This window comes from Gemmatimonadota bacterium, assembly GCA_022560615.1.
Lineage (GTDB): Bacteria > Gemmatimonadota > Gemmatimonadetes > Longimicrobiales > Gaopeijiaceae > UBA1138.
On the sequence record JADFSR010000016.1, the window covers coordinates 65,465 to 90,027 of the forward strand.

General features: G+C 64.8%; 23 protein-coding genes. 13 read left to right on the forward strand and 10 right to left on the reverse strand.

Features of this window, described 5'->3' with window-relative positions:
- Positions 1-12: 12 nt before the first annotated feature.
- The 4 genes from IIB36_10830 to IIB36_10845 all read right to left on the reverse strand — a co-directional run bounded on the left by IIB36_10830 (position 13) and on the right by IIB36_10845 (position 4,330).
- Positions 13-849: a hypothetical protein gene (locus IIB36_10830; GenBank protein MCH7532234.1), complete on the reverse strand. Its 837-nt coding sequence runs from the start codon at positions 847-849 to the stop codon at positions 13-15.
- Entirely contained in the window at positions 842-2,455 is a 1,614-nt protein-coding gene (locus IIB36_10835) for a polymer-forming cytoskeletal protein (GenBank protein ID MCH7532235.1), read from the reverse strand. The genes IIB36_10830 and IIB36_10835 overlap by 8 nt, the downstream gene beginning before the upstream one ends.
- The gene (locus IIB36_10840) at positions 2,433-3,383 is read right to left on the reverse strand and encodes a zf-HC2 domain-containing protein (protein ID MCH7532236.1); all 951 of its coding nucleotides are present in this window, start codon (positions 3,381-3,383) and stop codon (positions 2,433-2,435) included. The genes IIB36_10835 and IIB36_10840 overlap by 23 nt, the downstream gene beginning before the upstream one ends.
- Before the next feature lie 146 nt (positions 3,384-3,529).
- The gene (locus IIB36_10845; protein MCH7532237.1) at positions 3,530-4,330 is read right to left on the reverse strand and encodes a sigma-70 family RNA polymerase sigma factor; all 801 of its coding nucleotides are present in this window, start codon (positions 4,328-4,330) and stop codon (positions 3,530-3,532) included.
- Here IIB36_10845 and IIB36_10850 point away from each other — a divergent pair.
- Positions 4,283-5,011 (forward strand): ubiquinone/menaquinone biosynthesis methyltransferase, encoded by a 729-nt coding sequence (locus IIB36_10850; GenBank protein ID MCH7532238.1) that lies wholly within the window; start codon positions 4,283-4,285, stop codon positions 5,009-5,011. The two genes, IIB36_10845 and IIB36_10850, sit on opposite strands and share 48 nt — an antisense overlap.
- 55 nt (positions 5,012-5,066) lie before the next feature.
- On the opposite strand, the gene IIB36_10855 is transcribed toward IIB36_10850, so the two are convergent.
- From IIB36_10855 to IIB36_10880, 6 genes are all read right to left on the reverse strand, one after another.
- Complete coding sequence (locus tag IIB36_10855; protein ID MCH7532239.1) at positions 5,067-6,506, reverse strand: insulinase family protein; 1,440 nt, start codon at positions 6,504-6,506, stop codon at positions 5,067-5,069.
- Positions 6,503-8,023 (reverse strand): insulinase family protein, encoded by a 1,521-nt coding sequence (locus tag IIB36_10860; protein ID MCH7532240.1) that lies wholly within the window; start codon positions 8,021-8,023, stop codon positions 6,503-6,505. The genes IIB36_10855 and IIB36_10860 overlap by 4 nt, the downstream gene beginning before the upstream one ends.
- On the reverse strand, positions 8,020-8,856 hold the full coding sequence (gene mutM, locus IIB36_10865; GenBank protein ID MCH7532241.1) for a bifunctional DNA-formamidopyrimidine glycosylase/DNA-(apurinic or apyrimidinic site) lyase: 837 nt from the start codon (positions 8,854-8,856) through the stop codon (positions 8,020-8,022). Before mutM ends, IIB36_10860 begins: the two co-directional genes overlap by 4 nt.
- Positions 8,849-10,123 carry a phosphoribosylamine--glycine ligase gene (purD, locus tag IIB36_10870; protein ID MCH7532242.1) on the reverse strand — a complete coding sequence of 425 codons (1,275 nt, stop codon included), beginning with the start codon at positions 10,121-10,123 and terminating at the stop codon, positions 8,849-8,851. The genes mutM and purD overlap by 8 nt, the downstream gene beginning before the upstream one ends.
- Before the next feature lie 115 nt (positions 10,124-10,238).
- On the reverse strand, positions 10,239-11,267 hold the full coding sequence (locus IIB36_10875) for a M48 family metallopeptidase (protein ID MCH7532243.1): 1,029 nt from the start codon (positions 11,265-11,267) through the stop codon (positions 10,239-10,241).
- Positions 11,268-11,366: 99 nt separating this feature from the next.
- The gene (locus IIB36_10880; GenBank protein MCH7532244.1) at positions 11,367-12,530 is read right to left on the reverse strand and encodes a PLP-dependent transferase; all 1,164 of its coding nucleotides are present in this window, start codon (positions 12,528-12,530) and stop codon (positions 11,367-11,369) included.
- A 187-nt stretch (positions 12,531-12,717) separates the two neighbouring features.
- On the opposite strand from IIB36_10880, the gene glmM reads away from it, so the two are divergent.
- The 12 genes from glmM to ccsA all read left to right on the forward strand — a co-directional run.
- Positions 12,718-14,103 (forward strand): phosphoglucosamine mutase, encoded by a 1,386-nt coding sequence (glmM, locus tag IIB36_10885; GenBank protein ID MCH7532245.1) that lies wholly within the window; start codon positions 12,718-12,720, stop codon positions 14,101-14,103.
- 37 nt (positions 14,104-14,140) lie between these two features.
- Positions 14,141-15,976, forward strand: coding sequence for a glutamine--fructose-6-phosphate transaminase (isomerizing) (gene glmS / locus IIB36_10890; protein ID MCH7532246.1), 1,836 nt, complete (start codon positions 14,141-14,143; stop codon positions 15,974-15,976).
- The gene (locus IIB36_10895) at positions 15,973-16,416 is read left to right on the forward strand and encodes a D-tyrosyl-tRNA(Tyr) deacylase (protein MCH7532247.1); all 444 of its coding nucleotides are present in this window, start codon (positions 15,973-15,975) and stop codon (positions 16,414-16,416) included. Before glmS ends, IIB36_10895 begins: the two co-directional genes overlap by 4 nt.
- Complete coding sequence (gene maf, locus IIB36_10900; GenBank protein MCH7532248.1) at positions 16,413-17,009, forward strand: septum formation protein Maf; 597 nt, start codon at positions 16,413-16,415, stop codon at positions 17,007-17,009. Before IIB36_10895 ends, maf begins: the two co-directional genes overlap by 4 nt.
- A gap of 38 nt (positions 17,010-17,047) precedes the next feature.
- Positions 17,048-18,544, forward strand: coding sequence for a glycerol kinase GlpK (glpK, locus tag IIB36_10905; protein ID MCH7532249.1), 1,497 nt, complete (start codon positions 17,048-17,050; stop codon positions 18,542-18,544).
- A gap of 14 nt (positions 18,545-18,558) precedes the next feature.
- Positions 18,559-19,038 carry a TIGR00725 family protein gene (locus tag IIB36_10910; GenBank protein ID MCH7532250.1) on the forward strand — a complete coding sequence of 160 codons (480 nt, stop codon included), beginning with the start codon at positions 18,559-18,561 and terminating at the stop codon, positions 19,036-19,038.
- Between the two features lie 249 nt (positions 19,039-19,287).
- The gene (locus tag IIB36_10915) at positions 19,288-19,710 is read left to right on the forward strand and encodes a cytochrome c maturation protein CcmE (GenBank protein MCH7532251.1); all 423 of its coding nucleotides are present in this window, start codon (positions 19,288-19,290) and stop codon (positions 19,708-19,710) included.
- On the forward strand, positions 19,707-21,767 hold the full coding sequence (locus IIB36_10920; protein MCH7532252.1) for a heme lyase CcmF/NrfE family subunit: 2,061 nt from the start codon (positions 19,707-19,709) through the stop codon (positions 21,765-21,767). Before IIB36_10915 ends, IIB36_10920 begins: the two co-directional genes overlap by 4 nt.
- Positions 21,768-21,982: 215 nt before the next feature.
- Positions 21,983-22,417 carry a zinc ribbon domain-containing protein gene (locus IIB36_10925; GenBank protein MCH7532253.1) on the forward strand — a complete coding sequence of 145 codons (435 nt, stop codon included), beginning with the start codon at positions 21,983-21,985 and terminating at the stop codon, positions 22,415-22,417.
- A complete protein-coding gene (gene ccmA / locus IIB36_10930; protein MCH7532254.1) occupies positions 22,414-23,184 on the forward strand; it encodes a heme ABC exporter ATP-binding protein CcmA in 771 nt (256 codons plus the stop codon). The genes IIB36_10925 and ccmA overlap by 4 nt, the downstream gene beginning before the upstream one ends.
- Positions 23,181-23,861: a heme exporter protein CcmB gene (locus IIB36_10935; protein MCH7532255.1), complete on the forward strand. Its 681-nt coding sequence runs from the start codon at positions 23,181-23,183 to the stop codon at positions 23,859-23,861. The genes ccmA and IIB36_10935 overlap by 4 nt, the downstream gene beginning before the upstream one ends.
- Positions 23,861-24,563 (forward strand): cytochrome c biogenesis protein CcsA (ccsA, locus tag IIB36_10940; protein MCH7532256.1); only part of this gene is annotated, 703 nt, incomplete at its 3' end. The genes IIB36_10935 and ccsA, both read left to right, overlap by 1 nt.

The following is a 24,563-nucleotide window of genomic DNA, read 5'->3' on the forward strand; positions in this document are numbered from 1 at the left end:
GAACCGTGTCACTCAGCGAATCCACACAACCTTGACGCTGCCGAACGCGGCGTGCAGGTCGATCGTCACCTTCCGCTCCGCGTCTTCCCAGTCGAGCGAGTAGTACGCATCGCCCCGCTTGACCATGCCTTCGGAATCCAGGGACACGAGGAAGCCGTCCTTTCTGAGCCGCACACCCAGCCCTTCCGGGATCCGGAGCTCGAGCGCCCCCAGGCCCATGTCGATCGAGACCCTCGCATCACGCTGCCAGCGGCCGTTGAACCAGAGCGTGACTTGGCCCACGCCGGCGTCGATCTCGATGCGTTCGGCGTTGAGATTGCCGAGATGCCGAGCCTCAAACTCGGCCGCGCCGATCTCGAAGCGCGCCGTCGACATGCGTACCGAGTTGGGCTCCGAGATATCGATCGTCGACTGCGAGGCTCCCGTGCTCAGATCGAGGTCCGTCAACGCCAGCCCGCCGAGGTCGATGTCAGCTCGTACCGCTCCGTACTCGAGATCCATGTCCATCGGAATCCCCCGCGCGAACTCGAGATCGAGCTCACCACTCTGCTTCCGACGACCGATGTTGAAGCCACGCCCGATCGACTCCACCCCGAGTCGCAGGCGATTCCCCGAGAAGTCCGAAACCGGCTCGAACATCTCTTCGTCGTAGCGCAGATTCATGCGGTACAGCACGTTCCCATCCGCTGCTCTCACCTTGAGGCGACCTGCGGCGTACTCCACGAAGACCCGTATTTCGTCATTGTCCTCGATCATGTGTGACGTCGTCAGGGTGCGCCAACTCTGGCCCGCGAGGAGCCCCGGGGCCACGGCTGCGGCTACGGCACCGATGTAGAAGGCCTTACGCATCGTCGGAACCCTCCGCTACCTGGTCAGCCGTGGCGTCGGCATCCACGTCGACATCCACCTCCATCGCGGCTTCCCACGCGGCATCCGCGTCATACGCGGACGACCACTCCCGGCGCCGACCCGCCCGAGTGAGCAGGACTGCTCCGAATCCGATCTGGACGGCGAAGAAGGTGATCACCGATCCCGCGAATACGAGTAGTCCGGTGAGGAAGCCGAGGAACGGCGCGATCGAGATCACGTTGGCCGCCATGAAGGCGAACATCAGTGCAAAAAGCCCACCGAAGATCGTGTAGATCGGGTTCGACTTCCGAATCCAGCCGGTCCACGGGTATTCGCTGTCGGCAAGCCACTCGCCGGTATTGCGGGCGACCACGACGTACCCCATCACGCCCGCTGCGCAAGCGGCCAGCGGAAAGAGTGGTAGCCACGCGACCGCTACCGGAATCCCGATGATCGAGACCAGGAGCGCGACGGTTCCGAGAAGCCACACGGGAATCAGCAGGAGCGTGCCTGCCAAACCGACTATCGCCGAACGGCCGGGAGAGCGTCGAGCGGTCTCGGCGATCGCGTCCACGTTGGTGCCCGCGAAAGCGACCGCGCCCGCCCCGAGAAGGCCCAGCACCAAGATGCTGATCAGGTTCTTGATGAGCTCACCGACGCCTCGGAAGACCGAACGAAATGGGGCCATGAGCGAGAAGCCATCGTCGTCATCACTGAACTCCAGACGGGTCACGTCGCGCAGTTCCCGGCGCAGCTGACTCCGAAACTCGTCCTGCAATTCCTCGCGGATCCGGTTCCGGATCTCGGCCTCGAGGTCACGCTCTTCGTCGAGCAGATCGACTAGACCCTCTTCCACGATGCCGAGATTGCGAAGTAGGCGGGCGTCGGCAAGGCGAACCTCTCCGCGGACTCGGCTCTCTTCGAGCAGCTCCAGCGTGCCATCCACCACGATGACGTCGCCGTCGACTTCGCCCCCGATGCTCACGTCGCCCTGGATCACCACGAGCGTGCCGTCTACGGTCGTGCCAGCGGGCACGACGACGTCCTCATCGACATGAATGACGAATTCGCCTCGCAAACCCGCAAGCGCCTCCCCCAGCAAGCCGAGCTCGCCCGTCGCGTTGAGAAACAGCGAAAGCAGGGACCCAGGCGTGCCTGTGATCGTCGCCGGCACCGTCGTTGGGTTGCTGCTGACCGCGACATCGAACGCGGACAGCGCGTCTTCCAACGCGCGGTCGACTTCCTGTGCCAAGTCGGCCAACTCCCCCGCCAACTCAGCGGGGACCGACCAGTCTGAGAGCATGACTGCGAGCTCGCCGTCGTCCAAGGACACGGCCTGGCCAAGCAGGGACCGCCATGCGGCCTCCAGATCGTCGCCCGGCTCGAACATGCCGACGACGACTCCATCGATCAGGACCACACCGTCCTCGAAAGCGATCTCGAGCGTGCCGTCGTCGGAGAATTCGAGTCGGAGTGCGGCTTCCGACCGACCGACTGCGACCTCCTTCGATACGACATCGCGGAGCTGCGCCTCGACCGCCGACGGTGCGACCAGCAAGGCGAGGCCGAAGGCCGTCAGAGTGCTACGAAACAGAAGCTTGAGCATATCGTCCATCCAAGGGATGCGTAGCAAGAACGTGTTTGTAGAGCACGCGTAGCGCGAACGCACACGCGGCTGCGTATAGGAGAACGCCTGCGGCCACCACCAGCGGTGCCGCGGCGAGTCCATCCAAAAGCGAGAGAGCTCCCGACGCTTGGGCAATCTCCGCAGCGAACGCGGAGAGCGTGGCCCATCCAGCCGAGGCGGCATCGCTGAACTGCCACCACGCGTACGAGGCGAGCGAGCCCGGCGTGAGAGTCGGGTGCGAGACCAAAGCGGAGAAGACCAGCCCGGCGGTGACGGCAGGCGCGACCGCGACTCCCGAGATCGCCGCCCAAGCATTTCTCGTCTGGGGTACGAGCTTCCCGGCCCACGCGACCGCCTTCTGCCACGCCGGCACAGGTACCGATGCCGCAATAGCCGCGGGCATACGCAGGCCGGCCATGACCCGACTGGCGAACTGGTCACCGGGCTCGAGGCGCGGCAGGCGATCGAGCGTCGCGAATACCGAGCGCCAGGCATCGGCCTGCTTCGCGCACTGCCCGCACGAACTCAAGTGGGTCTCCATCCGCGCGACCTGCCTGGCCGGCACGAGGCCCTCGAGCATCCCCTGCAGTCGGTCGGCCGAAATGTGGCCATCGGCCCGACCCGGGACGAGTACAGCGATCCGGTTCCGGATGCGCGCGGCGAGCGGTAGCGGTCCCGGAATCCGAACGTCCGCCATGACCCGATCCTGGAAGCCCTCATGCGGGCGCACTGAAGGAAGGCTACTCAGCTCGGAGAACAGAGAGCGCCAGACTTCGAGTTCCGACGAGCAACGCGCGCACGATCCGAGGTGCTCCTCGACCGAGGCGTCCTCCCCCCCGGGGAGGTCGCCCTCGAGGAACGCCTGCAGAATTTCGGCGCTCAAATGCTCGTTGGACATACCAGTCATGCGGTCTCGACTCTGTTGCGAATCCCTCGGCTGCCCTTACGGGCCCGCGATTCACGAAGTTTCACAATAAACGGTGTCTCGGCCCACGCGTGACCGGGGCCCGGGAAGGTGCTTCGCACGGGTCTTTTCGGCACATGTGTCATCCGTCACGTAACCAGATGAGACAGACGTTTCTTGAGCTCGGAGCGGGCGCGATGCAGATAGGTCTTCACCGTTCCCAGCGGGAGCTCCATGATGTCCGCAATCTCGTCGTAGGCGTACCCCTCGACATGGCGCAACTGAATCACGGTACGGTACTCCTCGCGGAGCTCTCCGATCGCCTCTTCGATCTGCCCACCAAGCTCTCGGTTCTCGACGAATTCCTGAGGGTTTTCGTCCTTCGATTCGAGCACCAACTGCGACCGCGAGACTTCGTCCGCGGTCGTCGCGTGCGGCGATCCGTGGATCGAGATTGTATCGAGCTTTCGCTTGCGCAGGTAATCGATGGTGTGGTTGTTCGCGATCTTGAAGATCCAGTTGCTGAACTTGTAGCTGGTTTTGTACGTGCCGATCGCGTTGAACGCACGAATGAACGCTTCCTGCGCCAGGTCCTCCGCCAGCGCTCGGTCCCTCACCATTCGGTAGATGAGCGAGAACACCGGGCGCTCGTACCGGGAGAGCAACTCGCGGAACGCGGGTTCGCGACCACCGGCCGCGAGCGTGGCCAGCTCGCGATCATCGATCTGTGCGTAATCGAGGGCGCCCAGAGGATCCGTGTCCTGCCGTGGGTGAGTGAGCCACGCGCCGGCGGCTCCGGGCGTTGAGGCCCCGTACCGCTTCCCGTAACTTCCGCCCTCCTTCGACTTCGGCTCGTGTCGAAATCGGGCCTCCGAATCTAAGCCGTCGCGTCCCTCGCTGTCATGCCATCCGTCCCGTCCGCCGCGCCCAAGCGAGGCCCTGAGCGACACAGGCAGGTCCAGACGCTCTTCTCCGAGATCGCGCCGCGGTACGACCTGTTGAACCACGTCCTGAGTCTCAATATCGACCGGTCCTGGCGGAGCAAGGCGCTGGACCGGCTCGGTTGGGAGGATTCGCCGGACGGGGTCTACCTCGACGCATGTTCGGGCACGTTCGATCTCGCTCTCGAGCTCGCCCGTCGGACCGGATTCCAAGGCCGCGTCGCCGCGTCGGACTTCGCGCAGCCGATGCTGGTCCAGGGCGCTACGAAGATCCAGCGCGAAGCGATCGACGCCGTGTGCGGCGACTCGCTCCGACTCCCGTTTCCGGACGACACTTTCGAGGGTGCCACAGTCGGCTTCGGCGTCCGCAACCTCTCCGACCTTAGCGCGGGCCTCACGGATCTGCGTCGAGTGCTGAAGCCGGGCCGGCGGCTCGTGGTTCTCGAGTTCACGGTGCCTCCCAACCCGCTCATGCGCGCCGGCTACCTGTTCTACTTCCGCCGGATCCTTCCCGTCGTGGGGCGGATCGTCTCGGGCCACCCCTGGGCGTATACCTACCTGCCCGAGTCTGTAAAGGATTTCCCAGGACCGAAGGAATTGGGGACACTCTTCGAGACGGTCGGTTTCACCGATGTGGGTTGGACGCTGCTGACGGGCGGCATCGCGGCGCTACACTGGGGCTCGGCCTAGAGAAGTCCGCTGTACCTCACCGCGGACTGCTAGCCTCTGCCGATCGCTGCTAGCGCTAGCCGACGTCGAGTACCGTAACGGGACCGAGTGCCGCGATCGCCTCTCGGCCGATTCGGTCTGGGTCACCGACGATGAGGATCATCATCTCGGCGGGCCGGAGGTGCCTCGCGAAGGCGTCGTGAACGTCGTCGGCAGTCACGCGCTGAACGCCATTCAGGTACCGCTCTAGCCAATCCTGCGGGAGGTCCTGAGCCAGGTAGAACATCGTGCGGGACACGATGCGTCCTGGGGTCTCGAAGTTGAACACGAAGCCGTTCACGATCCGCTCGATCGCGGTCTGAACCTCCCCGGCTTCCGGTGGCGCCGTGCGCAGTCCTTCCATCGTCTCGAGGATCAACTCGATCGCGGGGATCGTGTTCTCGGGGCTCGTGCGCGTGATCGCCCCGAGCAGCCCATCGTACCGCCTCGGCATCGTCCAGAGGGAGGAGGCCGAGTAGGCAAAGCCCTCTTCGGTGCGCACGCGCGACAGGATGCGGCTGGAGAAGCCGCCTCCACCCAGAATCGAATTGCCGATCGTCGCCGAGTAGTAGGACGGGTCGTCTGCGAGGTGCACGTCTGTGGCGTGCGCCATGACGATCACGCTTTGCTCGAGCTCCTTCTCGATCAGGTAGACGCCCGGTTCTTCCCGTATGTCCGGGATTGGGGACGGCGGAAGCGTGCCCTCACAGGCAGGAATGCCGCTGACGAACGCCTCGAGCAGAGGGCGAAAGTCGCGCCAGCTGGTGTCTCCGGTGAGCCCCAGCACGAGGTTGTCACGGCACACGACCCGTCGGTGCAACTCGCCGAGCCTCTGCGAGGAGAGAAGTTGGGGAGAGAGATCGGCGGCCTCCATCTCCCACCCGATCGGGTGGTCACCGTACAGGAGCCGATTGAACTCCGAGAATGCCAGCCGGCCGGGGTTGTCCCCACGGCGCCGCACGCTCTCGAGTTGCCTCGCCCTCCAGATCTCGACCTGAGTGGAGTCGAACGCGGGCTCGGCCAGCATCGTCCCCCACAGCTCCATCGCCGCGGGCAGATGTTCGACCAGAGTGTTCATCGTGGACGAGATGGCCTCGCCGGCACTGCCGAACGATGTCTGGATCGCGTAGTACTCGAGTGCCTTGTCGACCGAGTCGGGCGATAGCGCCCGCGTCCCACCGTACCGGATCTGTGACGGCAGGGCGGTCCCCGCCGCGTAGTACTCGCGTCCGAACAGGCCATAGCCTCCCCGGAAGCGCGCGTAGACCGAGACGAGGGGCAGAGCGTGGTCTTCGAGCATGAGCACGGAAACGCCGTCGACGTCGTACTCGTCGGGAACCGGGGGACGAAACTCGATCGCTGGGTAGTCCAGACGATCGAGGGCTCGTTTACCGATGGGGAGTTGAGCGTGGACGGTCGGCGACTGGGACGAGAGGAGCACCACCGCGAGCAGAGCGGAGCGCGTCCCGGCGCTCATGTGCCCTCCTTCTTGACCAAGGTCGCCACCGTGCGGTTCTGCTTGGTGAGGTACAGTCGCGCCATCCGCCGAACATCGTCGGCCGTGACCGCTCGGAGCTGCTCGGAGAAACGGAACGTCTCTGTCCAGTCCCCGAAGAGCGATACCGATTCCGCGAGTTGGAACGCCAGCCCCAGGTTCGATTGGATACGCCGGATCGACCCTGCCGCTATCTGGTTTCTCACCCGTTCGAGTTCGTTCTGCTCGGGTCCCTCGGTAGCGAGTCGCGCGATCTCGTCGTAGATCGCCCGCTCCAGCTCTTCCGTGGTGTGAGGTGCGAGCGGGCTCGTGTCGATCTGGAGTAGCTGAGGATACCGGCTGCCCGGTCCGAGCGAGGAGAAGATGCTGCCCGCGATCTGGTCCTCGAGGACCAGACGGCGATGCAGGCGTGAAGTGCGCCCGCCTGTGAGCACGGAAGTGAGAATCGCTAGCGCCGGCGCGTCGTCGTGGACTCCGGCCGGCACGTGCCAGCCGATCCGAAGCGCGGGTTCCGCGTCCCACTCGACCACCACCCGCCGCTCACCGAGTTGCTTCGGTTCGACGGCGGTGACCGGAGCCGGTGTCTCCCCGCTCGGAATAGGGCCGAGGTAGTCCCGTGCCCAGCGCTCGACCTGATCCGGGTCGACGTCGCCCACGATGGCCACGACCGCGTTGTTCGGACCATAAAAACGCCGATAGTACGTCTCGACGTCGGATCGGCTCAGCGCCTCCAGGTCCGACATGTAGCCGACCACCGGGACCCCGTAAGGGTGCATCGTGAACGCCGTTGCCAGATGTGCTTCGCGGAGCATCCCGCCCGGGCTCGTCTCGACGCGCATGCGTCGTTCCTCCGTGACCACGTCCCGTTCGGAGTAGTACTCCCGGAAGATCGGGTTCAGCGCGCGGTCGGCCTCGAGCGCGAACCACAGTTCGGTCCGGTTCGAGGGCAGCTCCACAAAGTAGATTGTGGACCCATTGGTGGTCGTGGCGTTGAGTCCCTGCGCGCCCGCGCGCGTGAGGATGCGGTCGAACTCGCTGGCCTCGACGAAGACGCGGGCGCTGTCCTCCAGTGCGGCGATCCGGTCGTCGAGGCGACCCACGGTCGCGGAGTCGCCCGCCGCGCGGGCGCGCACGAGTGTGTCGTGAGCTGCGTCCATCAGCGGGAAGAGCTCGAGTTCGGCTTCGACGTTCTTCGTGCCGACGGTCGTGGTGCCCTTGAAGAGCATGTGCTCAAGTAGGTGCGCGATCCCCGTAGTCCCCAGCCGCTCGTTCACGCCACCCACCCCGTACTGCAGGACAAACGACACGGTCGGCGCGCCCGCGCGCGGCAGAATCACGAGCCGCATTCCGTTGTCGAGCGTGACCTTCCGTACCGGCAGTCGCTCGCCGGGAGAGAGCTGCGCGGCAGCCGACCGAGGGGCGAGCAACGAGAGGAGGCACGCGACAGCGACCCGGGCGAAGATCGAACGGTCCAAGCGCGGACGCGGGCGATCCCTCACGGTGTCGGTCTCGGTTGGCACGTCGGGCAGTAGAACGCCGAGCGGTTGGCGAAGACGATTCGGCGGATCTGGGACCGACACTTCAAGCATGGTTCGCCGTCCCGGCCATACACGCAGAGACGACGGGCGTATTCGCCTCGCCCTCCTTCTGCATTCCGGTAGTCACGAATCGTCGTTCCCCCCGCTCGAATCGCGTCCCGCAGCACGCGGCGGATCGCGCGATGGAGTCCCACGGCTTCTCGCCAGCTTACGTGCCGGGCCTCGCGCTGAGGATGCACACCAGCGAGGTAGAGCGCCTCGTTCGCATAGATGTTCCCCACGCCCGCAATTTTCTTCTGATCGAGCAGCCAGGAACGAGCCGGCGCGCGCGAGCGCTGCAGTGCCGCGAAGAGGTTTCGTGCCCGGTAACGCGCATCGAGCGGCTCAGGACCGAGGCGCGCAGAGCGGGTCCGCCACTCGTCGCCCGTGAACGCCTCGACGGTGCCGAAGCGACGCGTGTCGTCGAAAACCAGGAGCGCTCCGCTCTCGAATCGGAACCTCACCGCGGGATGGCTGGGTCGACTCTCACCTCTGGGGGGGGCCGGGAAGGGGAGCAGACGGCCGGTCATGCCGAGATTCACGGCTATGACGCGGTCGCCTTCGAGTCGGATCAAGACGTTCTTGCCACGTCTGCCGATGCCGTCGATGCGGCGTCCCCTCACGCCTCGAACGAACTCTGTCTTCGGCTGCCTGAGAATGTCGTCGTGCATCACTTCCACGCGACGGATGTGTTCTCCGAGAACCGCTGTTCGCAAGCCGCGAACGATCGTCTCGGCCTCGGGAAGCTCAGGCACGTTGGCGTTCCCTCCAACCGATGTCAGTACGACTGAAGGCGCCCTCGAATACGATTCGATCGGCGGCAGACCGGCTGGCGTCCGCAGCCCCGGCCACGGTCGGAGCCAACGCGGTGACCGCGAGCACTCGTCCACCGGATGTGACTAGCCGTCCCCCGTCGCTTCTCGTGCCCGCATGGAAGACGAAGCAATCGTCCGACTCGAGGTCGCCCGGAATAGAAATCGTTTTCCCCTTTTCGTACGGGCCGGGGTACCCCGCGGATGCGACCACGGTCGAGACTGCGGCGCCGGTCAGAGCCTCGGAGACGCCGGACGTCAGTGTGCCTCCCTCGGCCACCGTCCGCAGCAGGTCGAGCAGCGAGCCACGCATCATCGGCAGTACCACCTGGGTCTCCGGGTCGCCGAACCGGCAGTTGAATTCGACGACTTTCAGGCCGGCATCCGTTTTCATGAGCCCGACGTAGAGGACTCCGCGGAACGGACAACCGCTCGCTGCCAGCGCCCGCAGCGTCGGTTCGATGACATGTTGGCGAGCCTCGGCGACCACCGCGTCGGTCGCGATCGAGACCGGAGCGTACGCGCCCATGCCTCCGGTATTCGGACCCGTGTCCCCTTCGCCCACTCGTTTGTGGTCCTGGGACGGCTGCAGAAGAACCACGTTCGCCCCGTCCGTGATCGCGAAGACCGAGATTTCCTCGCCGTCCATGAACTCTTCGACAACGACTTCGCGCCCGGCCTCGCCGAAGCTGAGATCACCGAGCATCGCGCGTAGCGCTTCGAGCGCCTCGCGCTCCGTCGTGCACACGATGGCTCCCTTGCCCGCCGCCAGACCCGACGCCTTCACCACGATCGGAGCTCCCCGTTCCCGCACCCACTGCTCGGCGCCTGCCAGGTTGGTGAACGTGCGGTAGTCCGCGGTCGGTATGCCCGCGTTCCGCATCAGATCCTTCGAGAACACCTTGCTCGACTCGATGCGCGCGGCGTCCTTGCTCGGCCCGAAGATCGAAAGCCCCTTCTTCTCGAAGCGGTCCACGATCCCCGCTGCCAGCGGCCCCTCGGGTCCGACGACGGTGAGGTCGATCAGGTGGGACGCCGCCCACCCGGAGAGCGCCTCGATGTCTCCGGCCGCGATCTGGACCGGGGCGCAGAGCGGCGCCATCCCGCCGTTCGGTTCGGTGGCGAAGAACTTCGCGTCGGGGGCGTCCCTGCGAAGCTTCCAGAGAAGGGCGTGCTCGCGCCCGCCGTTGCCTACGATCAGGATTCGCATGTGGCGGAGTCTACCAGCAGCCCGTGGTAGAAGTACAGCGGGCTGCTACGCAATCGCGAAAAAAAAGGGGTGACCGGGCGGCACCCCGGTCACCCCTGGTTCAGGCCGTGTGCCTCTACTTCTTGAAGCCGCTCATGAAGTCAGAGCCCATGCGCTTCGCGGCGTCCGTTATGTTGTCGACGAAGTCCTTCGCGTCCTCGACGTACGACGACGCGGCTGCCTTGAGGTCGTCCTTGTATGCTGGATCGGGCTCGCCGCGGCGTGCGTACTCCCCGCGCACGATGCGGTCGTAGTCGCCGGTCTCGATCCAAGCCCGCAGCTCGCTCACCCGGATCGCATAGAACGGGTGCGTCCGACCCAGGAGGTTGAGCACCTTGAAGACCTGGTCGACGACGTCGCCGCCCTCACGGTACTCCTCCGCCTGAATGATGTACTCCTGCAGGCTCGACTCCTCGTCCGTCCCGCCACCGGCCATCTTGAGCATCGTGCTGAGCACGACCTCCGGGTCCTGGACCGTGAGCAGTCCGGCGCGGTCGGACGAGAGCTCGGACTTGCGCTGCCACTCGAGCAGAGCGACCAAGATCGCGCGTGCCGCCAAGCCGACGATCGGGAAACCCATCGTCGCCAGGTTGAGCAGGATCACCGTCATCGTCCTGTAAAGAACGTGATCGCTCACGATGTGACCGATCTCGTGACCGATCACATAGGCCAGCTGGTCGTCGTCGAGGAGCCGTACGGTGCCGGAGTTCAGGATGATGAAGGGCTGGTCCATCCCCCAAGCACCTGCGTTGACCTCCGGGCTCTGTGAGATGTAGAGAGGAAACTCCTCCTCGACGTCGAGCGTCTTTAGGCACTCCCTGTAAATCTCATAGACCTTTGGGAACTGGTTCTTGCCGACCTTCACCGAGCTCGCCTGGAACGCCAGGCGGAAAAACCGCTCGGGGACGAAGCCGAAGATCTTTCTGAGTATCTGGTCGAACACCGGAATCCGCCGAAGCGCCTGGAGTGCGGCCTTGTCGGCCGGGTGTTCCCAGGAGTGCGGCGCGATATCGGTCAGGATGCGGCGCGCCTTCGCCCCATCGTCGCCCGCTTGGGTCCCATCGTCGCTCGTCTGGTCTACGGTGTCGTCCTGATCGTCCGCCATGTCTCTACATCCTCTTTGCGTTGGTCGCCCCTCGCGCGTTCGGCGAGAGGTTTGCCGACGCTCGCAGCCCCTTACGGGGGCCCTGAAGTCTCGGTTTCACTACGCTAGGACCCGTTCGAGATCCTCCAACAGATCGGCTTCGTCCTCAATTCCGAGGGACAAGCGAACGAGCCCCGCTGTTATCCCCATCGCCTCGCGACGGTCTTGGGGGACCGAAGCGTGGGTCATGAGTGCGGGTACGCTGATGAGAGATTCGACCCCGCCCAGGCTTTCCGCAAGCGCGAAGACGCGTAGCCGCTCGGCCAAGGCCTTGGCGCGCTCGAGCGTGCCGACGTCGACCGACACCATCCCGGTGAACCCGATCATCTGTCGGGCGGCCAGCTCGTGCTGCGGGTGGGATTCCAGCCCGGGATAGAGCACGCGATCCACGGCCGGATGGTCCTCGAGGTATCGGGCCACCGAGAGACCGTTCTCATTGTGCTGGCGCATACGCAGGTGCAGCGTCTTGATGCCGCGCAGAGTGAGCCAGCAGTCCATGGGGCCTGGCACCCCACCGGTCGACTTTCGGATGAAGAGCAGCTCCTCGGCTAGCTCTTCGTCCCTGACAGCGACCAGGCCACCGATCACGTCCGAGTGGCCATTGATGTATTTGGTCGAAGAGTGCACAACGAAGTCGGCGCCGAATTCGAGCGGTCGCTGGTTGTACGGGGAAGCGAAGGTGTTGTCGACGGAGAGCAGGGCCCCGGCTTCGTGCGCGAGATCGGCCGCTTCCCTCAGGTCGCACAGGCGCATCATCGGATTCGTCGGTGTCTCTACGTGCACGAGCTTCGTGTTCGGCTTCAGCGCCTCGGCGATCGCGCCGGGGTCACGCGTATCGACGAAACTGAATTCGATACCGAAGCGGCTGAGCACATGATTGAACATGCGAGTCGTGCCGCCGTACGTGTTTTCCTCACTCACGACGTGATCCCCGGCCGAGAGCCTCTTCACGATCGCCTCGATCGCGGCGAGTCCCGACGAAAACGCGATCCCACGCAAGCCATTTTCTAGCGCCGCGATGTTCGCCTCGAGCGCTTCCCTCGTCGGGTTCGCGGTCCGACCGTAGTCGTAGCTTCCTTGCATGGGTTCGCCGACCGCGGGCTGGACATATGTAGACGTCTGGAAGATCGGGGTCATGATCGCCCCCGTCGTCGGTTCGGGAGTCACGCCCGCGTGCACCGCGAGCGTACCGAAACGCAGGCCTCCGAGAGACCCTTCGCTCATGGAGTCCGTCCTTGCTTGTATGTGAGGTGGATGGGATCGCCCAATTTAGGTTCGACTTGCTCGAGCAGGGTAGCCCACAGGCGGAGGTGGCGCGTCCTTTGCGTTGACGGGTTCACACCGGCCAGGTGAACTTCAGCCGACCGCGCCTCGGGCGCGAAGACGCATTATTGCCGGGCTAAAGGCTTCCGTGCCGATACAACTTCCGCAGGATCTCATGGTGAGCGTGTCAGGCGTGCGCGGACGAGTCGGGGCGACGCTCACCCCGGAGTTGATGGCCGGTCTCGCTGCCGCTTTCGGGGCGTTCGTGCGGCGGGAGGGCGGGGACGGTCCGGTGTACGTGGGCAGGGACTCGCGCACCTCGGGGCCGATGTTCACGCGGGCCGTTGTCGCGGGGCTGCAGTCGGTGGGTGTACCGGTGATCGACCTGGGCGTGGTCCCGACGCCGACGTTGCTGTTTACCGTCGGGAGAAGCGGCGCGATCGGCGGTATCGGCGTTACGGCGAGTCACAACCCGGCTGAGTGGAACGCGCTAAAGCTGGTGTCCGGAGAGGGTGTCTTCCTCGACGCGGATCTTTCGGCGCGGTTCCGCACCTCGCTCAGCGAGGAGGATCCGGAGAGGGTCGCATGGGACGCGATTCCCTCCGTGACCGAAGATCCGGGAGCCTGGCCCCGGCATCTCGAGGCGATCTTGGCGCTGCCACACATCGACGTGCCGGTGTTGCGCGCGCGCCACATCAAGGTCGCGATCGACTGCGTGCACGGCGCGGGTGGCCCCGTCTTGATCGACCTGCTGGAGGCGCTGGGCTGTTCGGTCGAGGGCATCGGCATGAAGCCGGATGGGCTCTTTCCCCGGGACCCCGAGCCGACCGCCGCGAACCTCGGCGATCTGGGGGCGCTGGTACGCGACTCGGGCGCCGATATCGGGCTCGCGGTCGACCCGGACGTGGACCGCCTGGCGTTGGTGGACGAGACCGGAGCGCCGATGGGCGAGGACCTCACGTTGGCGCTCGCAGCCGCCGTGGTGCTCGGACGAACACCCGGACCGGTCGTAACCAACCTGTCGACCAGTCAGGTCGTGGAGGATGTGGCCCGCGCGCACAACGTCTCCGTGGCACGAGCACCAGTTGGAGAAGTGAACGTGGTACGCCGCATGCAGGCCGAGAACGCCGTCGTCGGAGGCGAGGGGAATGGCGGAGTGATCCTGCCTGCGCTGCACCACACTCGCGACGCGCCCCTCGCTGTGGCGCTCATCTTGCAACACATTGTGGATGAAGCGGTTAGTGCCTCGGCAGCTGCGGCGCGCTGGCCGACGTATACGATCGTGAAAGTGAAGGTCTCCTTCCCACGAGAGGCTCTCGAGCTGGCGTTTGCCGCGCTGGAGCAGGATCTCGGTGCGGAGGCAGTCGATCGGACGGACGGTATACGCCTCGCATGGCCGGCGAGGGGTGCCTGGTTGCACGTGAGGCCGTCGGGCACCGAGCCGGTTGTGCGCTTGATTGCCGAGGCGCGTGAAGAGGAAGGAGCGCACGCCTTGATCGACAGGGCGGCGAAGCTGTTGGACGGAGTAGGCTGAGGGCGATCCATGGGATCATCGACAGGGGAGTGACGGCATGTGCGGAATTGTCGGGTACGTAGGCCCCAAGGAGGCTGCCCCGATCCTGCTTCAGGGTCTCAAGCGACTCGAATACCGCGGATACGACTCGGCCGGGGTCGCGCTCCTGAATGGAGGCGGGGTCCAGGTCGTGAAGCGTTCAGGCAAGCTGTCTGTGCTCATGGAGGCCGTCGACGAGGCGTCTGTGCGCGGGACCTGCGGCATCGCTCACACGCGCTGGGCCACGCACGGGGCTCCCAACCAGTGCAACGCCCACCCGCACACCTCTTCGGATGGCAAGATCGCCCTGGTTCATAACGGGATCATCGAGAACGCGCAGAGCATTCGGGCACAGCTCCTGGAGGCGGGCTACTCCTTCGTATCAGATACTGACACCGAAGTAGTCGTCCATCTGATCGATCATCTTTGGGCCGACGGCATTCCCATGGAGGATGCTGTTGCTGCCGCGCTTCGCGCGATCGACGGGGCCTACGGCATCGCCGTCGTATCGAGCAGGGACCCGAACAAGATCGTCGTGGCTCGCAATGGCTCGCCATTGCTGATCGGTGTGGGGAAAAACGGTGAAATGCTCGCGGGCTCCGACGCGTCTGCGGTGATTGCGTTGACCCGCGAAGTCGTCTACCTGGATGACGGCGACTACGCCGTGCTCGATCTCGAGGGGTATCGCACCTACAAGCTCGAAGGGACGGAGGTGAGCCGGTCGGTGCACGAGGTTACGTGGGACGTCGAAGCGATCGAGAAGGGCGGTTACGAGCACTTCATGCTCAAGGAGATCTTCGAGCAGCCGTCCTCCCTGAAAGAGGTCATGCGCGGCCGTCTTCTGGAGGAAGAGGGTGACGTAAGACTCGGCGGCATCGAGGACCACCAATTCGACCTCGGTCGCATTCGGCGTATCGTGACCACCGCTTGCGGCACCAGTTGGCACGCGGGCCTCGTGGGCGAGTACATGCTCGAGGAACACGCGCGCATTCCGGTCGACGTGGAGTACGCCTCGGAGTTCCGATACCGGAATCCGGTTCTAGAGGAGGGAACGCTCGCGCTCGCCATCAGCCAGTCCGGGGAAACCGCGGATACACTGGCAGCGCTGAGCGAGGCGAAGCAGCGCGGGCTCTCGACGATGGGGATCGTCAACACCGTTGGCTCGACGATCGCGCGATACACCGACTTCGGCATCTATCTGCACGCGGGTCCTGAGATCGGTGTGGCATCGACCAAGGCGTTTACCAGCCAGATAGTCGCTCTCGCGATGTTCACGCTCTACCTAGGGCGCCGCCGCCACCTGTCTGTAGTGCAGGGGCGGGAGTTCGTAAGCGCGCTGCGGATGTTGCCCGAACAGGTGGAGCAGGTGCTCGAGCTGAACGACGAGATCAAGGCCTTGGCCGAAGCGTATGGCGACGCCCGCAACTTCCTCTATCTCGGACGCGGCTATCAGTTCCCGGTAGCGCTCGAGGGTGCGCTCAAGCTCAAGGAAGTGAGCTACATCCACGCGGAGGGTTATCCCGCGGCCGAGATGAAGCACGGGCCGATCGCGCTCATTGACGAGGACATGCCGGTAGTGGTGCTCGCGCCCCGGGACCCCGTGTACCAGAAGGTGGTCTCCAACATCGCAGAAGTGAAAGCGCGCCGCGGACGCCTCATCGCGGTGGTGAGCGACGACGCCCCCGAGCTACGGGGCAAGGTCGATCACGTCATCCGGGTACCGCAGACGATCCCCGCGCTTCTTCCAGTGCTCACGACTATCCCGCTTCAGTTGCTCGCCTATCACACAGCGATCCTACGCGGCGCGGACGTCGATCAACCGAGGAACCTCGCCAAGTCCGTCACGGTCGAGTGAGGGTAGTCCTCCAGAGGGTTGCTCACGCGGAGGTTCGCATCGACGGGCGCACGGTCGGCGAGATCGAGAGGGGACACCTCCTGCTCGTGGCTTTTCGACCCGGGGATGGCGTGAATCAACTCGAGTGGATGGCGGACAAGATCGTCGGGCTACGCGTCTTCCCGGACGACGAGGGCAAGATGAATCGGTCGCTGATGGACGTTTCGGGCGACTTGCTGGTCGTCAGCCAGTTCACGTTGTACGGCGATGTACGAAAGGGACGCCGTCCGAGCTTCGTCGGTGCGGCGTCGCCCGAGATCGCCGTCCCACTCTATGAGCAGTTCGTCGCGTGCCTGCGAGGACGCATCGGCGGGCGAGTAGAGACCGGTGAGTTCGGCGCGACGATGGACGTCGAGCTCGTGAACGAGGGGCCGGTGACGCTTATTCTCGAGCGCGAATGACTCCACGTCTCATCCTGGCGTCGCTTTCTCCCCGACGCAGCGATGTGCTCACCCAGCTGGGCCTGGATCATCTCGTGATACCGGCTGACGTCGATGAGTCGTATCTGGACGGCGAGACTCCCGCCGAGCACGTCGAGCGGCTAGCGCGCGAAAAGGCGACCGTCATATCCGCTCGTGAACCGGGCGCGTTGGTCATTGGTGGCGATACCCTCGTAGTGGATGGAGTGCGCGTTCTCGGGAAGCCTGAGGACGACGGCGCAGCGGTCGAGATGCTCGTCTCCCTGGCCGGTCGCGGCCATGTGGTTCTGAGTGGAATCGCGCTCGCGGGGCGCCACGGCCTCGCCAGTAGCGTCGCCGAGACAGCAGTGAGATTTCGCGCGTTTTCCGAAGATACCGCCCGCGCGTACGTGGCGACGGGGGAGCCGCTCGACAAGGCGGGCGCCTATGGAATTCAGGGCATGGGAGCCGCGTTGGTCGAGGCCATCGACGGGGACTACTATTCGGTCATGGGGTTCCCTATGGACGCCTTCGCGAATGTGCTTCTCCAGGCGGGATGGCGATATGATTTCGGGGGCCTCACTCCTGCTTCCTAAACACGTGCCGCAGCGCGGCGCGTCGAGCCGAGAGAGCGATGAGCGTTCCATCCGTTCTGGCCATCGACCAGGGCACCACCGGTACGACCTGCCTCGTCATCGGACAGAACGGGGCGGTGCTCGGCCGGTCGTACTCCGAGTTCACCCAGTATTTCCCGCAGCCCGGGTGGGTCGAGCACGACGCCATGGAAATCTGGGATGTGACGTGCAGGGTTGCCCGAGAAGCGCTGGACGCGGCATCGGGCGCCGACGTGGGCGCGATCGGCATCGCCAACCAACGCGAGACCTTCGTGCTTTGGGATCGGGAGACACTCGAACCGGCCCACCGTGCCATCGTTTGGCAGGACCGCCGCACCACCGACATGTGCAAGGAGCTGAAAGCAGCCGGCCACGAAGCCGAGGTCCGGGCCAGAACCGGACTCGTGCTCGATCCGTACTTCTCGGGCACCAAGATCGCTTGGCTCCTCGGTCAAGATCCCGAGCTTCGCGCCCGGGCAGAGGCCGGGGAGCTCGCCGTCGGGACTATCGACTGCTGGCTCATCGCGCGTCTCACGAACGGTGCCGTCCACGCCACGGACCCCACCAATGCCTCGCGCACGTTGCTGTACCACCTGACCGACACGGCGTGGGATCCTTCGTTGCTCGATCTACTCGGCGTGCCGCCATCCCTGCTTCCTGATGTGCGTCCTAGCGCTGGTGACTTCGGGACGTCCGTCGGGGAGCATCTCGGGATCGAGGTACCGATCGCGGGAGTCGCCGGGGACCAGCAGGCTGCGCTCTTCGGGCAGGGTTGTTGGCACGCCGGCCTCGCGAAGAACACCTACGGAACCGGCTCTTTCCTGCTGCTCAACACCGGCGCAGAAGCCGTCCCGTCCACGCGGGGTCTGCTCACGACAGCGGCGTGCGACGCTGAAGGCGGCCTCGCTTATGCGTTGGAGGGGTCGGTGTTCATCGCCGGTGCGGCGGTGCAGTGGCTGCGAGACGGGTTGGGCCTGCTCGACGCCGCGCCCGATTCTGAAGCGATGGCCCGGGCGCTGGAGAACAATGGCGGCGTCTATTTCGTTCCTGCATTCGTGGGTCTCGGCGCACCGCACTGGGAGCCCGAAGCGCGCGGAATGCTCGTCGGGCTGACGCGTGGCACGACGAAGGAGCACTTAGTCCGGGCGGCGCTCGAGGCGATGGCGTACGGAACCGCGGAGGTACTGGCTGCCATGGAAGCCGACTCAGGGGTAGAGACGACGGAGCTGCGCGTGGATGGCGGTGCGGCGCTGAACGACTGGCTCATGCAATTGCAAGCCGACGTGCTCGACATCCCCGTGCGTCGGCCGGCTCTGGTCGAGACAACGGCTCTCGGCGCCGCGGGTCTGGCAGGCATTGCGACTGGAGTCTGGCAGAGCGCAGCCGACTTCCTGGGGGTGCAGGAAGAAGGCGCGAGCCGCTATGAGCCGCGCATGGGGGAAGAAGAGCGAAGCCAGCTGACCGGGGAATGGGATCGGGCGGTTCGCGCAGCGGTCCGGTGGGCGCAGGACGGGTGACACCGGAGGCCCGAGTGGACCGTCCGCTTCGCGTCGCTGTGATCGGTGCGGCCCGAGCGAGCGAATCGGAATACTCGGACGCACAGGCGCTGGGCCATGCTTTGGCGAAGGGTGGAGCTGTCGTCGTGTGCGGAGGGTACGGCGGCGTGATGGAAGCCGCGGCACGGGGAGCTGCAGAGGCGGGAGGCCTGACGGTGGGGATTCTACGCGGCTCACGAGGGGAGGACGCCAACCCGTGGATCCAGCTTCCGCTCCCGACCGGTCTCGGCGAGGCTCGCAACGTGCTCGTCGTAGCCGGAGCGGAGGTGGCTGTCGCGGTCGGGGGCTCATGGGGTACGCTTTCCGAGATCGCGCTCGCTAGGAAGATGGGCCTCGACGTGGGCACGCTGGGCCTTCCGCCCGCGGACGGTCTCGATCTCCCGGCGTTGGAGGACCCCGGTACGGCAGCCCGATGGGCGTTGGAGCGAGCCGCCGCGTTTCGAGACGCCGGATGAGCTGTCATTGGGGAGTCGCGGGGCTTCTGGCGTGAGCTGGCGCTCGCTCAGTGCGCAGGAACCCTCCAAAAGATCTCCGCTCGGAGCCGGGTCGTGTTCTCGTTTGTGGCAGAGGGCCTCACGGAAGGGAGAAGCGACCCTCCAACTCTCGTCGGTGGTTGTCCGTAGGGGATTTCCCGGACTGGTCGGCACGCTCTTCATTCGGCTAGATTCCATGCGGATTCGAAGGATCCTGGCAAGGATGACGATATGAACAAGAATGGCCGTTTCATGGTGGGTCTCGTCGGCGTCGCCGCAGTGGTGACCTATCTGATATGGACAGGCGTGAGCGAGACGATGGTCTATTACCTCACGCCGGTCGAGCTCATGGCGCGCGTCGAGGCGGATCCGACGTTCCACGACGTGGGTCTCAAGGTCAGCGGGCTGGTGGTCAAGGGTACCTACGCGCGCGTGCGGGGCGAGCTATTGCACACCTTCCAGGTCAAAGACCCGGTGGACGAGTCGGTGACGTTTCCGGTCGAGTACCGTGACGCGCTGCCTGGCACCTTCACCGATGAGGTCGAAGTCGTGCTCGAGGGCCGCCTCCGAGCGGATGGTGTTTTCGAAGCAACGACGCTCTTGACGAAGTGCGGGAGCCGCTATGAAGCGGCGCCGGAGGATCTAGCCGGGTGACCATCCTCGGCGAGTTCGCCCTCTGGATCGCGCTCCCCGTCGCGGTCTGGGGGATGGCGCTCGGCTTCATGGGAGGACGCACCCAGCGCGGGGACCTCGTTCTGAGCGCCGAACGAGGTATCTACGCGGTCTTCTTTCTGCTCATCTTGGCCTCGCTGGGTGTCGGCGCCGCGTTTCTGGGCGACAAGTTCGAGTACTGGTACGTCTATGCCTACTCGAACCGCGAGCTCGAGATCTTCTACAAGATCACGGGTCTCTGGGCCGGCCAGCGTGGCTCGTTGCTCTTCTGGGCGCTGATACTCGCTTTTTTCTCGAGCGTCTGTGTGTTCCAGAACCGCGATAAGAACCGCGAGTTCATGCCCTACGTCGCTGGCGTGTTGCAGGGCGTTCTGCTGTTCTTCATCGTCGTTCTGCTGTTCGCGGACGTGAACCCGTTCGAGCGGCTCGCGTTCACGCCTGCGAACGGTCGGGGGCTGAACCCGCAGCTTCAGAACTACTGGATGACGATCCACCCACCCACGCTCTATCTGGGCTTCACCTCCTTCACGATCCCGTTTGCGTTCGCGGTGGCCGCGCTGCTGAACGGGCGGCTCGACGCACGGTGGATCCAGCTGACGCGGCGTTGGATCCTGACCTCGTGGCTCTTCCTTTCTATCGGCATCATCTTCGGGATGCGCTGGGCGTACGAGGAGTTGGGCTGGGGCGGATATTGGTTTTGGGACCCCGTCGAGAATGCCTCACTGCTGCCTTGGCTGACCGCGACGGCGTTCCTGCATTCGATCCAGATCCAGGAAAGCCGCGGCATGTTGAGGGTGTGGAACATGTCGCTTGTGCTACTGACGTTCCTGCTCACGATCTTCGCGACGTTCCTCACCCGCTCGGGGCTCATCGAGTCGGTGCACTCGTTCGCTGAGGAGCTGAAGATCGCCTACATCTTCCTCGGCTTCATGGGGTCGCTCTTGGCCGGCTGTATCGTCCTGATCGTGTACCGCTTGCCCAAGCTGCAGAGCGAGAACCGGATCGAGTCGTTCCTATCGCGCGAGTCGGCGTTCCTCTTCAACAATCTCATGCTGTTGGGCTTCGCCTTCGCGGTGTTTTGGGGAACGATCTTCCCGCTCGTCGCCGAGGGTGTCACGGGTGAGAAGATCAGCGTCGGGCCGCCCTTCTTCGAGAAGGTGAACTTCCCGATAGGGCTCGTTTTGCTCGCGCTGGCGGGGATCGGTCCCGTGATCGCGTGGCGACGAGCCACGAAGCGGAATCTCAAGAAGAACTTCACGATCCCGATAGGGGTTTTGCTCGTGGTCGGGACCGGGCTGTGGGTGACAGGTGCCCGACACCCCCTGGCGCTAGTGACCTGGAGCATTTGCGCCTTCGTGCTATCGGTCATCGCGATCGAGTTCTGGAAGGGCACGCGCGCCCGTGCGCGCATCGAGGGCGAGGGATACGCGCTCGCGTTCGTGCACCTGGTGGCGCGCAATCGTCGGCGCTGGGGTGGATACATCGTGCACGTGGCCATGGTGATGATCTACTTCGCGTTCGCCGGTGCGGCGTACAACGTCGACGAGCGCTTCCACATGCTGCCGGGAGACGTGGTAGAGGTCACGTCTCCGTTCGGGCACACTTACGCCTTGACGTACGAAGGTCTCTCGGTGTCGCTCGGCAAGGGTCAGCGAAATCTGCTCTGGCAGGCGATCGCGACGATTTCCGTGCAGCAGGACGGCAAGCAGAAGCCGTTCCTGACGACCGAGAAACGGATGTACGTGACCAGCGAGCTGCCGATGACCGAGGTCGGAATCCGCTCTTCCGTGCGCGAGGATCTGTACTTGATCCTGTCGGCATTGGACGATATGGAGGGGGCGGTGAGGGCCGACCCGAACGCTCAGGGCATCGACCTGCAAGTCCTCATCAAGCCGTTCGTTGGCTGGATCTGGTACGGGGGCATGATGCTGGCAATCGGCACGTTCGTCGCGCTCTGGCCCAGCGTCGACCGCCGGCGGGTCGCGCTCGAGGGAAGGACCGAGACCGCTCCTCAGCCGGCAATGGCAGCGGCTGACTAGTGTCCCGTCCCAGAAGTTCGGCGCGCACCGAGAGTGCCGAGGTGCCGCGACCACTCGCCTATCGGCGAGCGGTGCCCCAAGGCGCGACGACGAGGAATAGCAGGGCTATGGGGCACCCGCGCCGCAGGCGTGGGTCGAGGAGCAACGCAGCCAGGGCGGATACATCGGTGCCCGATTGCCGGCGAACTTCTGGGACGGGACACTAGCGCCCGCCGATGACCCTCTTGATCGGCGCTTCGCTCGTGGCGTTGGCCGTGGTCCTCTTCATCCTGCAGCCGGTTGTGAAGGGCATTCACGCGTCGTTCGAGCGTGACGAGTTCGAGCTCACGGACACCGAAGCTCGCAAGCGTGTCGCCTTGCTCGCGCTTCGTGACGTCGAGTACGACTTCCTCGCTGAAAAGCTCGATGAGCACGACTATCGATCGCTCAAGGCCGAGCTCACGGCCGAGGCTCTGGCGGCGCTGGAAGCAGACGAACGCGCGCAGGGAGGAGCCGGGCGCGACGAGGACGACCTCGAGGCCGAGATCGCCCAGATCCGGGTGGGGCTCAAGGAGGGCTGCGTGTGCAATGCGTGCGGCTTCTCCAACGAAGTCGGATCGCGGTTCTGCTCGGCATGTGGGCAAGCCGTTGCCGCCGAGGCAGCGCGGTGAGCGCTGTGGGGGTTGCGATGGCTCCTGAATCCGAGTCGCCCCCGTCCGCGATCACTACGCCGGTGTTGGAGGCTCGCGGAATCGTACGCGAGTACGGCGCGGTTATAGCTGTGGCCGGCATCGACCTCTCCCTGGAGCGGGGGGACTTCCTGACGGTCTTCGGACCGAATGGCGCCGGGAAGTCGACGCTGCTCGGACTGCTCGCAGGGGCGCTGCGTCCCACGCGCGGCGATGTCTTTCTCAACGGCACTCGGCTCGACTTCGGCGCGGTCGATTGGCGGCGTAACATCGGCGTATTGTCCCACCAGGGCTTTCTATACGCTCAGCTCACCGTGGAGGAGAACCTGCGGTTTTACGGCCGACTCTATGGTCTCGGAGACCTTGATCGAAGGATTCCGGAACGGCTGGCGCACGTGAGCCTAAAGGACCGCTCCAGCTCTCTCGTGGGCCAGCTCTCCCATGGCATGCGTCAGAGACTGGCTCTCGCGAGGGCACTGCTCCACGATCCGGAGGTCGTGCTCCTGGACGAACCATATACTGGTCTGGATCCCTCTGCGGCCGCGGTTCTTCGGGGCGTGCTGACCGAGCTCAAGGACGGTCGTCGCACGGTCGTCATGGTAACACACAACCTCGGAGAGGGTCTCGCGCTGGCCAGCCACGTGGCGATCCAGGTGCGTGGACGCTTCGCCTGGCAGGGGAGCCGCCAAGAGCTGGACACCACAGATTTCGAACGGCTGTACCACCGGGTCGTCGAGGGGCGCGCATGAGCGCTTACCTTGGGCAGATTGGCGCGATCGTCTGGAAGGACTTGCTGCTCGAGTTGAGAACGCGCGAGCGACTGGTCGCCATGGGTGCCTTCGCCGTGCTCGCGGCGGTGTTGTTCAACTATTCGATCGACAGGACAGTCGTGCGGCCGCAGGATATTGGTGCCGGGCTCATATGGATGACGATCGTATTAGGAGGCCTGCTCGGCGTAGGACGCACGTTCCACCTGGAGGCGGAGGACGGCGCGCTTCAGGGCGTGCTGATGAGCCCGGTTCCCAAGGACGCGGTCTTCCTGGGGAAGACGCTCTCCAACTTCGTCCTCCTCTACATCGTCTCGCTTTTCGTCGTCGCGGTCTTCATGCTCTTCTTCGGGATGGAGTTGGGGAACAGTCCCGCGATGTTGGGGCTGGTGCTGGCGCTAGGCACGCTGGGTTTCGTCGCACTCGGCACGCTGTTCGCCGCGGTGTCGTCTGGGACTCGGATGGGTGAGACTCTCCTCCCCATCCTGATCTTCCCGCTGCTCGTCCCGATGATCGTCTTCGGCGCTGGGGCGACGGGGAGGCTGCTCTCCGGTCGGCCCATCTCCGAGGTCGCCGGCAACATTCGGATGCTCGCAGCGTTCGCGCTGGTGGCGGTGGTAGCCGGCGCGGTGCTCTTCCGCTTCGTCGTGGAGGACTGATGTCGGGGAAGGGAATACGTTTGACCGGGACGGCTCTCGCGGTGCTAGGCCTTCTCGGCATATTAGTGGTGTACTGGCTGTCTTTCTTCTGGGTTTCGACCGATGTCAGCCAGTGCCCTTCCAGGGCCCCGTGCCTCTTGGGAATAGCCCAGAGGATCTTCTACGTGCACGTGCCTGCCGCCTGGACGTCGTTCCTCGCGTTCGGCATCGCGGCGTTCGCGAGTGGCATGTACCTCTGGCTTCGTGACGAACGCCTGGACCGCGCGGCGGTCGCGGCCGCAGAGGGAGGCATGATCTTCGCGACGATAATGCTCACCACGGGGCCGCTGTGGGGCAAAATTTACTGGGGAACGTACTGGACCTGGGAGCCGCGCCTGACGTTTACGCTGCTGCTGTGGTTCATCTTCCTGGGCTACTTCATGGTCCGGAATTCCACGGAGGACCCTCAGAAAGGGAAGCGATTCGCGGCGGTCGTCGCCATCATCGGTGCACTGGACATTCCGTTCATCCATGTCAGCGTGGTTTGGTTGCGGGGGCTGCATCCCGAGCCCGTAGTGCTGAAACCGGAGCGACCCACGCTGCCCGGGGACATGCTCACGCTGCTGCTCACGAGCCTCGCGGTCTTCACGACGCTCTTCCTCGGCCTTTTTCTCCTCCGGTACGCTCTCGAGACCCTTCGCGCTGGCCAGCAAGCACGGACGC